This is a genomic window from uncultured Gimesia sp. (assembly GCF_937919775.1).
GTDB lineage: Bacteria > Planctomycetota > Planctomycetia > Planctomycetales > Planctomycetaceae > Gimesia.
In genome coordinates this window covers 1-7,763 of sequence record NZ_CALFPF010000353.1, presented here as the reverse complement: position 1 = coordinate 7,763, position 7,763 = coordinate 1, and the positions used below count along the sequence as shown (strand labels likewise).

At 48.1% G+C, this 7,763-nt stretch carries 6 protein-coding genes; 3 read left to right on the top strand and 3 right to left on the bottom strand.

The window, feature by feature from the left end; genetic code table 11:
• The 3 genes from Q0294_RS09850 to glnD form a co-directional block, all read left to right on the top strand.
• Nucleotides 1-325 (top strand): P-II family nitrogen regulator (locus Q0294_RS09850; RefSeq protein ID WP_299464118.1); only part of this gene is annotated, 325 nt, incomplete at its 5' end.
• A 94-nt stretch (nucleotides 326-419) separates the two neighbouring features.
• Nucleotides 420-758: a P-II family nitrogen regulator gene (locus Q0294_RS09845; protein ID WP_299464115.1), complete on the top strand. Its 339-nt coding sequence runs from the start codon at nucleotides 420-422 to the stop codon at nucleotides 756-758.
• A gap of 82 nt (nucleotides 759-840) precedes the next feature.
• A complete protein-coding gene (gene glnD / locus Q0294_RS09840; RefSeq protein WP_299464112.1) occupies nucleotides 841-3,531 on the top strand; it encodes a [protein-PII] uridylyltransferase in 2,691 nt (896 codons plus the stop codon).
• A gap of 44 nt (nucleotides 3,532-3,575) precedes the next feature.
• Here glnD and Q0294_RS09835 read toward each other — a convergent pair whose 3' ends face one another.
• The 3 genes from Q0294_RS09835 to Q0294_RS09825 all read right to left on the bottom strand — a co-directional run bounded on the left by Q0294_RS09835 (nucleotide 3,576) and on the right by Q0294_RS09825 (nucleotide 7,517).
• The gene (locus Q0294_RS09835; RefSeq protein WP_299464109.1) at nucleotides 3,576-4,571 is read right to left on the bottom strand and encodes a type I phosphomannose isomerase catalytic subunit; all 996 of its coding nucleotides are present in this window, start codon (nucleotides 4,569-4,571) and stop codon (nucleotides 3,576-3,578) included.
• A gap of 605 nt (nucleotides 4,572-5,176) precedes the next feature.
• Nucleotides 5,177-6,769: a hypothetical protein gene (locus Q0294_RS09830; protein ID WP_299464106.1), complete on the bottom strand. Its 1,593-nt coding sequence runs from the start codon at nucleotides 6,767-6,769 to the stop codon at nucleotides 5,177-5,179.
• Between the two features lie 196 nt (nucleotides 6,770-6,965).
• A complete protein-coding gene (locus Q0294_RS09825) occupies nucleotides 6,966-7,517 on the bottom strand; it encodes a hypothetical protein (protein ID WP_299464103.1) in 552 nt (183 codons plus the stop codon).
• Nucleotides 7,518-7,763: the final 246 nt, after the last annotated feature.

Below are 7,763 nucleotides of genomic sequence, written 5' to 3'. Positions count from 1 at the left end.
AGCTGTCATCAGACATTTCAAACTCGAAGAAGTTAAAGATGCTCTGACTGAAATTGGTGTTCAAGGGATGACGGTCTCTGAAGTCCGTGGTTTTGGGCGTCAAAAAGGCCATAAGGAACAATACCGTGGTGCAGAATACACGGTTGATTTCCTGCCAAAGGCCAAGATGGAAGTGATTGTCCCCGATGATCAGGTTAAAGCTGTTGTTGACACAATCTTAGAGTCAGCACGAACCGGCCAGATCGGCGATGGTAAAATCTTTGTCTTGCCAGTCGAAGACATTATTCGTATTCGTACGGGTGAAGCTGGAGATACCGCTCTTTGATAAACGACGTAAAGCGAGGGGCATTTTCCTGCCCCTTTTGCTTTACATCAACTCTGATCTGGCTCAAATTACGGTTTTTCGAAAGTAGTCTTAGATGAAAAAAATTCAGGCGATCATACGGCATTATAAGCTGGAAGAAGTCAAAAACGCGATTTCTGAAATCGGTATCAGCGGGATGACTGTCAGTGAAGTCCGTGGTTTTGGTCGTCAACGCGGTCACAAGGAAACTTACCGGGGCAATGAATATATCGTTGATTTTCTTCCTAAGGTGAAACTCGAAATTGTTGTTCAGGATGATATGGTCCAGAAGACCGTCGAAACGATCACACAGGTTGCACGCACCGGTCAGATTGGTGACGGGAAGATTTTTATCATGAGTCTTGATGAAGTCATTCGAATTCGTACGGGAGAGACCGGTCCGGAAGCCGTTTAATTGAATGATTGCCACCTTGTATCATTTGCTGTCATAAACCCGGGCAACTTTTTTTCTTTATTGCTTCAGCCTGGAACCGATGATGTCAAACACTTCTTCCCCCTGCTCTGCACAACAATTTGTTGTCTATCGCGCGAAGGTGGAACAGGCCCGACAACGTGGTCAGGAATTGTTGCGCGGCGGGGCCAGTGGCCTGCAGATTGCAACGGCGATTGCAGAATCCATCGAGCAGCTGATTCTGCAAATCATCCAGGACCAGTTTCAGCAACTCCCTGAATCACAGCAGAAACAACTTAGTCAGCATAGCACGATTCTGGCCATCGGCGGTTCGGGACGCGGATTGATGGCACCTTATTCCGATGTGGATTTGCTGTTTCTCTATCGCGGCCAGGTTGTCAAAGAGTTTTCGGATTTCGTCGGTAATATTGTCCGCAGTTGCTGGGATGCCGGCTTAAAACTCGGGCACAGTGTGAGAACCATTGTTGACTCGGTCAAGATGGCACGCACCGAGCCCGAATTTGCCACCGCCATGATTGAAGCCCGTTCGATCTGGGGAGACGAACATCTTGCCGAACAGCTGATTCGCGCTTTTTATCGCCATGTCATCTTATTTCGCAGACGATTGTTTTTTGAACAATGTGTGACGGCACGCTGGGCAGAACGCAAACAGCACGGCGGCGCTGTAATGCAGCTGGAGCCTGATATCAAACGCTCGCCGGGTGGCCTGCGAGACATTCATCTTTTACGGTGGTTAGGCTACGCGCGATATGGCACTGCGAATCTTGATATGTTGCGGCTGGACGGTCGCATCAGCAGTCGCGATGTGCGAACGCTGAAAAATGCCCGTGATTATCTGCTCAAAGTTCGTATTCAGCTGCATTATGAGGCGGGTAGACAGCAAGACCTGTTTACAAAAGACACACAGCTCTGGATGGCAGACCAGCGCCGGATTGAAGGGACCAACGGACAACGCCCCGTAGAGATTCTCATGCAGGAATACTTTCGACACAGCAAAGCGGTTGCCGAAATCACCGAACGTTTTATCAAAGCACATCGCCCTCAGCCACTCCTGTCGCGGGTATATGACTTCCTCATGACCCACCGTTCGGATTCCATTCTCAAAATTGTACCAGATCATCTGGACGTCATCCCCAGATACCGCGCCAGGGTCTGCAGCAGCCTGGAAGAAATCCTCACATTATTTGACACTGCTTCGCTGTATGGTATCTCGATCTCCCCAGATCTACTGGACGCCATCCGGGAGGCAGCTTTGAAGTTGCCTCCGAACGTTACCAATAAATCGATCGATCTGTTTCGCGCCATGCTGGATCGGAGTAACGCTCTGGGACCGACGCTAAGAACCATGTTTGAAACGGGGATCTTGAATTTGCTGATCCCCTACATGAAACATGCCTACTGCTTGCTGCAATTTAATCAGTACCACAGTTATACCGTCGACGAACACACGTTTCGCGCAATCGAGGCAGCCGAAAGCTTTTCAAACGATGACTCCACCCTGGGCAGTTCCTATCGACGCATTGAAAAGAAAGACATCCTGAATCTGTCGATTCTGCTGCACGATATCGGCAAAGGGTATGGAGAAGACCACTGCAAAGTGGGAGCGATGATTGCCGCTGATACTGCTGTCCGCCTGGGCTTGCAGGATGAAGAGCAGAAGCTGCTGGTGTTTCTGGTGTTCGAGCATTTAACGATGGCCCATCTGGCTTTTCGTCGTGATATTTCAGATCCGGACATCCTGTTCGAATTCAGTCAGAAAGTCGGCAGTCCGGAAAAACTGCGCATGCTTTACGTCTTAACGGCCGCCGACATCACTGCCGTGGGTCCCGGCGTTTTTACTGATTGGAAATCCGAATTACTCGCGGATCTTTATGAACGAACCATGTTGCTGCTCGGTGGTAAACAGTCCCGCCACTATCGTGATCAGAGACTCGCACGCGTCAAACAACAGGTTCGCAGCCATCTGGACCTGCCACACATTCTGGATCTTGAAGAAGACCCGGAAAACTGGTTTACAGAATTATTTAACTCATTTTCTCCGCACTATCTGCTGGTGACCCCCTCTGAACGGATCGCCGCCGACATCAAAATCCTGCGTGAGCTTCCCGCAGATCAGATTGTTGTGGAAGGAGAATATGAAACGGAGACAGGCACCGTCAATTATCACGTCATAGCGCCTGCCATGTACTCGCAATCCTGCTTCCACAGAATGGTCAGTGTCTTTACAGCCAAACGTATGGATATCATCTCCGCGCAGATTACTACCAGTTCTTCCGGAGGAGTGGTCGACGGTTTTCGGGTGATCGATAACGATTATTCCGGCGAAGTCCCTCGCAGCCGGATCCAGAAAATTGAACAGGAAATCAGCAAAGCCGTCCTCGGGGAAACCGATGCCAAAACCATGTTCTTAAAGAACCAGCGTTTTAAGGAATCGTCCAACCTCAGCGGCGAATTTGGCCTGGGCCGCGTAGAAATTGACAACCAATCGTCCAAGCGGTGCACGATTATCGATGTGATCGCTCACGACCGGATTGGCCTGTTATATATCGTTTCACGCGCCATCAGCCGTATGGGGCTGTCTGTCGTTATGGCAAAAATTTCAACACACCTTGATCAGGTTGTCGATGTATTTTACGTGATTGATGAACACGACCGTAAAATTGAAGATCACCAGCGCTTACAGGAGATCAGAAAACGACTGGAAGGCACGCTGCACGATTTTGAACTGGAAGGTTACAAAAGATATCAACGCTAATACTGTTTTCCAGCGCCCAGATAATCCACAGCAGGCATATCTGATTAAGCCGGGATGACTTCCAGAAATGTGATTTCACCATCCACATGAATCTGGCAAGCGGAGGCAGCCGCCGGGATTAAAATAGTCTTTCCCTCTAACAGTTCATATGTTTCTGCACCGCAGTCTAATTGACCTGCCCCTTCCAGAACGATCAAAATCTGTGCCTGATTCATGGAAGCGAGTGGGAATGAAAGCCGGGAGTGATGACGGCGGATGCAAAAATAATCCGATTCCAGTAATTGCTCAATTTGATGATCGCCTCTGGACAGCATCCGGGGTTCGAGCAGCTCGACGGGCCCTCTTTCAAAGTTAATAGACTCAAACGCTTTCGCAACATGTAACGGACGCGGGTTCCCTGAGTGATCCAGACGATCCCAGTCAAACAGGCGAAACGTGATATCGCTGGTTTGCTGTACTTCCACCAGGAGTATTCCTTCACCGATGGCATGCAGCGTTCCTGCGGGAATGAACACACAATCTCCCGGTTTAACCGGATAACTATGCAGACATTCTTCGACATTTCCCTGCTCCAGATGCTGTCTGAGCCGGACTTCATCGATGCCCGGTTTGAGGCCAGCATAAATCCGGCTGCCCTCGTTCGCATCGAGTATCACCCAGGCTTCCGATTTACCGGAACGGGTCGCATCAAAATTCTTCTGCCGGGTCTCATCGGGATGAACCTGCAAAGAAAGACGATCGGTGGCATCAATGAATTTGATCAACAGAGGAAACGTCGAATAATTGTTCCCTGCCCCATACAGGGCGTCTGGATTTTTGCGAATCAGCTGGGACAGCGTCCAGTCTGCGTATTCGCCACCGGCAATCAGAGTGGGAGCCTGGGGATGATCAGAGAGTTCCCAACTCTCACCATAATCAGCTTCAATCCCGATTAATTTATGCAGTTGAGTTCCCAGACGCTCTCCCCCCCATCGGGTACGCTTTAAAAGGGGCGTAAACTCGAGTGGTAAAAGAGTTGCCGTCGATTGAACCTCTTGCAATGACATAATTATGAGAAAAGCAATACCAGGTAAGAAGATAGAGTAAATAGAAAAGATAGACACCTTCGTAATCGTAATCGAAGAAACCCACCAAATGCAACTATAATCTCTACGGTTTATGATAACCGAAATCTCTCCGTTTTTTTATACTTTTTCGCAGAACTGATCATCTTCAAAGGTTTCAATTGCCATAAACGGGAACTCCTGCTAATCTCTCCCCCCTTGAAGTCCTCAGTAGATCCTTGAAACATGCGTACATATATCGTAATACTCAGTATCAGGACTGCCGTTAAGAGATTTACCACTGTTTATCGATGAAAGGCTCATACGTGGCAGACCTGGTAACCCGAAGTTTAGAAATGGAACTTTCCATTGGTGATACAATTCAAGTGGGCAATCAGTTTTTAACCGTAATCGATATCGAGGAAGGCGAGATCTTGTTTCAATTAGACTCAGAGGCCCCACAAGGGCCAGGCTCTACGTCAGAACTGAACAGGGTCCCTCACTCCCGATCTTGCCGCTAATACTGAACCGACAGAGCAATGTCGAGTTCAAACGGCTTATCCACATGGCAGCAGGCCGTTTTATTCCAACAGAATACGCTCTCATTTATTTGCGATCGTTTTAGGATCTGCAGGAAAACGGCGCCATTTCTCCACCTCAGGGATTGTCAGTTTTGCCTGCCGTGCCTGTTCAATCATGGATTGAAGGCGAGGTAGATCTCTTACCCACAGAGTTGCCTGCTGATCTTCGTAAATCTGCGCCCAGTCTTTACGCTGCTCCAGGTATTTAATCGCTGGCATTGATGAGGGTAGTAATAAAATCTCTGTGGGATACTGATCCAGCAGTGGGGTTGGCCCGCGAGAGTTCTCATCCAGCTTTTGAAATTCCACAAACTCCCGTTCCAGTTTGGCCGAGTAGACAGTTCGATAACGACCGTCAAAGGCCACTCGTGATTCCGGAAACGTCTGCCAGATCACATACTGTGCCCAGCCGTAATCGGTCAGGATATTTCCAGTAAGCTTTTGGTCATGCATGACTGTGATCGCCGCGACAGGCATGCCCGGTGCTCTGCTTTGCGTTTCGACACCAATCTGCCAGGGCGGAATAGATTCTCTCCAGAGATTCGCGATCGTCTGAATTCCCAGTCCACAGATCATAAGCATCGTTGAAAGAACCAGCAGATAACGTAACCGCGCGCGTTGGGGTCCGGCCCACTGTCGACTGATATGAGGAAACAGTCTTCTGATCGCATCGGAAACAGGCCGCGGTAATAAAATCAGAACGGCAATCGCCAGTAATGCGACATGCCTGATATGACTGACGGCCTGATAAGCAACCACTGCAATTAAAATCAGATCAATCCATTCCCACTTCCGTGAACCGAGAAATGCCAGCGCGATCAGTAAAAAAGGAACATAGTACAACAACGCCTGTTGTGCTTCCCAGAGTGGTTGCCACTCTCGTACGATCTGTTTTGTGAGCAAATGATCCCAGAGCATCTGGTGCAGACGAATGCCATAAGGATTGATCAATGTCACCGCCCAGCCCAGACCGACGGCAATGCCCAATCGCAGAAAATCCCGACGCCGATAGAGTGAGCGGTAAACGCCCTGCCCCATCCATAACAGAACGATCCCCTGAATTCCGACACCAGCCAGAAAACCGCCATGCGAGTTGGACCAAAACAGCATCACTATCGGCAAATACCAGATTGATTTTGACTGGGGGTGATCGAGATAGTGCTTGAGCAGTAACAGCGTCAACGCAAAACAACCAAATGTGACGAGTTGGGGGCGCACGAAAACGACAAACTGTGAAAGGCAGAATGCGGAATAAACCAGCAGCAAAATTGCCGCTGCCAGACTCGCCTTGAACTTTCGTAATGCAAACCAGGCTGGAATGAAGATCACCAGCAACCAGAAATTTCGCCAGAACCAGAGTCCGACATTACCAAAGTTGCCCCATAACCAGCCAAAAGACAACTCCGAAAACCATTCGTGATTCACCCAGACGGCGTCAGGTTCGGTGTAACAAAACGGGTCAGAACGTTCCACCAGAACATGTTGCTCGATCGCCCTTAGACCATAAAGCGTGTGACCCCAAAGATCAGGATCAGCGATCGTTACCGTGCATGTCAGGAACAGACATGCTCCCCAGATCATTGCCGTCGAACACCGCCATTCTCGATCAGACATACTCCCTTCTGCGGAAATTTGTCCTGAATCAGATTTCTTCACAACTTTTCCTCGAATGTACGTCTCTGGATTCTCCTGGAATCTTTTACCATTTGTTCACACGAGCACAATAAAAAAAAGATCTGCACTCAAGGGCACAGATCTTTTTTTTGATTTCAACTTGCAGCCAATCGACTCAATAAAGCAGAAGCTAAATTTATTTGCTTTTCAGAATGTCTTCCAGGCTGGGAAGAGGCTGATGAATTGGTTCCAGAACAGGAAGATTGTCACCATTTGACAGAGATTCTTCGTAGGAAGTCAAATCAATTTGCTCGTAGATTTGAATGAACATTTTATGAGAATAAGGCGCCTTGGGATCTCCACCCAACGCGATCACTTCGCCTTTTTGTCTCAAAATATTCGTATAGTTGTAAGGTCGGAAGTAATAATAACCGTGATACGCTGGAGTGTAAGGATAGTGAGGATACATATCTCCTGTCGTTACACAATTCAACCAACCCCGCTTCTTGAGCTTGCAGCAACCATCACAGAAACTGCTGCCACAAGCATTACATACAGCACCATATCCGCTTCCCGACTGACCGGAACCACATGCGTTCCCCGGCATACACGAATGGGCTGCAGGATAACTACATTCACATGATGCTAATGAGATTGTTGCGGGAGCACTGACTGTGTTAGCAGGGCTGACTTCACCGTCATACTGCCAGACACTTAAACCGATGAGCAATGCAAAACTCGCATTCATGAGACCACCTTTTATATTTTTACGTTGTATAAACAACTCATTTAGTTAGGCAAACTGGCAAATCAACATCGAAATTCACTCTGAACTCAGAGCACAATGTCTCTCACCATAGTTCGTTTTCGACTTAATACTCATCAAAAGTAAAGTAGAAAACAGTCCAAATCACTAAAATCTAAAAAAATGCACAATCTGGGAAAAACCGCAAAAATATCATTAACCTCCCACATCTGATTATCCGATATGATT

What these genes read in the sequence shown, in the direction of transcription:
- Q0294_RS09825 (WP_299464103.1), bottom strand. Translation starts at nt 7,517, where the DNA reads ATGAATGCGAGTTTTGCATTGCTCATCGGTTTAAGTGTCTGGCAGTAT.
- Q0294_RS09830 (WP_299464106.1), bottom strand. Translation starts at nt 6,769, where the DNA reads ATGTCTGATCGAGAATGGCGGTGTTCGACGGCAATGATCTGGGGAGCA.
- glnD (WP_299464112.1), top strand. Translation starts at nt 841, where the DNA reads ATGTCAAACACTTCTTCCCCCTGCTCTGCACAACAATTTGTTGTCTAT.
- Q0294_RS09845 (WP_299464115.1), top strand. Translation starts at nt 420, where the DNA reads ATGAAAAAAATTCAGGCGATCATACGGCATTATAAGCTGGAAGAAGTC.